The sequence below is a fragment of the Flavobacterium sp. genome, from assembly GCF_035760125.1.
GTDB lineage: Bacteria > Bacteroidota > Bacteroidia > Flavobacteriales > Flavobacteriaceae > Flavobacterium.
On sequence record NZ_DASTTN010000060.1, the window covers coordinates 1 to 2,475 of the forward strand.

Here is a 2,475-nt window from a genome sequence, read left to right on the forward strand (position 1 = left end):
AACGCGAACAGCACATTAGTATTGGAATTGTTTGGTCTGGACGAAAAGAATTTATCAAAAGAAAATCGTAATAAAGAAATTGATAAATTATTTGATAAAAGAGATAAAACGTTGACTTCTTCGTTAGGCATAAATAAATACAGTGATATTAAAGTAAAAACAGATGAGAAAATTGCAGAAATCATAAAGAAAGTAAAACAAGCAAAAATGGTTCCTTAATTTATTCTAACAATACAAATCGCAAAAAGAGTTTTTAATAATAAAGCTCTTTTTTTTTACGACTTTCCCCAAATAAGCGAACCAATTAAAAAAAATCATAATTCATAATTCACAATTCATATTTATTTTTTACATTTGCACCCAAATTTAAATCAACCTCTGGCGAAGTCCGCGAATGTTGGTTTGATTAAACCATAATTAAAAAAATTATCATGGCAGATTTAATGAAATTCGTTCAAGACGAATTCGTAACAAGAAAAGATTTCCCTGTATTCGGAGCTGGAGACACAATCACAGTTTACTACGAAATTAAAGAGGGTGAAAAAACAAGAACACAGTTTTTTAAAGGTGTTGTAATTCAAAGAAGAGGTTCTGCTAACACAGAAACTTTTACAATTCGTAAAATGTCAGGTGCAATTGGAGTTGAGCGTATCTTCCCAGTAAACTTGCCAGCTTTGCAAAAAATTGAAATCAACAAGAAAGGTGCTGTACGTAGAGCTAGAATTTTCTACTTCAGACAACTTACTGGTAAAAAAGCTAAGATTAGAGACAAAAGAAGATAGTTTACGCTATTTCTTTAATGATAAAAAAGTCCCAACCGATGAAAATCGCGATTGGGACTTTTTTTTTGATAAATTTGTGGTGCTAAAAATCGTAATTTAGAAATCAAACGGCAGTAAAAATATCAAATTCAAAATATCACAGAATAACTCTTTAAATTTAATTTTTTATATACAAATAAAATCTCTATTACAAGAGCATTTCATATCTTTGCCCGCCTTATCTCAAACGATGTAATTCTTAATAAGGCCTTAAATTAATTGTGATTTAGATTAAAAAAATAAAAAAATGACATCAAAAGCTAAAATTTTTTACACACTTACAGATGAGGCTCCTTTATTGGCAACCTATTCTTTCTTACCAATTGTTCAAGCATTTACTGCTACTTCTGATATCGAAATTGAGACAAGAGACATTTCGCTTGCCGGAAGAATCATCTCGAATTTTTCAGAATTTTTAAAGGAAGATCAAAAAACAAAAAATGCTTTATTGGAATTAGGCCAATTGGCAACTACTCCTGAAGCAAACATCATAAAATTACCGAATGTGTCAGCGTCAATTCCACAATTGAAAGCTGCTATTGCGGAATTACAATCACACGGCTATGCTTTGCCTGATTTCCCGGAAGATCCACAAACCGAAGAAGAAAAAGCAATCAAAGCTAAATATTCTAAAATCTTAGGATCGGCTGTAAATCCAGTTTTACGTGAAGGAAATTCAGACCGTAGAGCTCCAAAAGCTGTTAAAAATTATGCAAAAGCAAATCCACACTCTATGGGTGCTTGGACTTCTGATTCAAAAACTCACGTAGCTTCTATGGAAAGCGGTGACTTTTACGGAAGTGAACAATCAGTTACTTTGGCTGATGCCACAGATGTGAAAATAGAATTTGTTGCCAAAGATGGTACTGCTACCGTTCTTAAAGCAAGTACTCCTTTGAAATCTGGAGAAATCATTGACAGTTCTGTTATGCATTTGAATGCTTTGAAATCTTTTGTTGCAAAAACAATTAAAGAAGCCAAAGAACAAAATATTTTGCTTTCAGTTCACTTGAAAGCAACAATGATGAAAGTTTCTGATCCTATTATATTTGGTGCTATTGTTGAAGTTTATTTTGCTGATGTATTTCAAAAATACGCTGCTTTATTTTCAGAATTGAACATCAATACCAATAACGGTTTAGGTGATGTATATGCAAAAATTGCAGGACATCCTCAACAAGCCGAAGTGGAAGCCGCAATTACACAAGCTATCGAAAACGGACCTGCTTTGGCAATGGTAAATTCAGATAAAGGAATCACCAATCTTCATGTTCCTTCGGATGTGATTGTAGATGCTTCTATGCCTGCAATGATTCGTACTTCTGGGCAAATGTTTAATAAAGAAGGAAAACAACAAGATACTGTAGCGATAATCCCAGACAGATGTTATGCTGGTGTTTACACTGCTACTATCGATTTTTGTAAAAAACATGGTGCTTTTGTGCCAACTACAATGGGAAGTGTTCCAAACGTAGGATTGATGGCACAACAAGCCGAAGAGTATGGTTCTCATGACAAAACATTCCAAATGAAAGCGGACGGAGTTGTTCGTGTTGTCGATACAAACGGAACTGTTTTGATGGAACAAAGTGTAGAAACAAACGATATTTTCAGAATGTGTCAAGCAAAAGACGCTCCAATTCAAGACTGGGTA

3 protein-coding genes are annotated in these 2,475 nt (G+C 33.7%); all 3 read left to right on the forward strand.

Going from position 1 to position 2,475, the window contains the following annotated elements; all coding sequences use genetic code 11:
• On the forward strand, positions 1 to 219 hold a 219-nt coding region (locus tag VFS71_RS02555), incomplete at its 5' end, for a hypothetical protein (protein WP_326399203.1).
• Positions 220 to 431: 212 nt separating this feature from the next.
• Entirely contained in the window at positions 432 to 782 is a 351-nt protein-coding gene (gene rplS, locus VFS71_RS02560; RefSeq protein ID WP_077370497.1) for a 50S ribosomal protein L19, read from the forward strand.
• A gap of 286 nt (positions 783 to 1,068) precedes the next feature.
• Positions 1,069 to 2,475: NADP-dependent isocitrate dehydrogenase (locus tag VFS71_RS02565; RefSeq protein ID WP_326399204.1), on the forward strand; the 1,407-nt coding region annotated here is incomplete at its 3' end.

Coding starts and splice junctions, on each gene's coding strand:
- rplS (WP_077370497.1), top strand. CDS start 432: ATGGCAGATTTAATGAAATTCGTTCAAGACGAATTCGTAACAAGAAAA.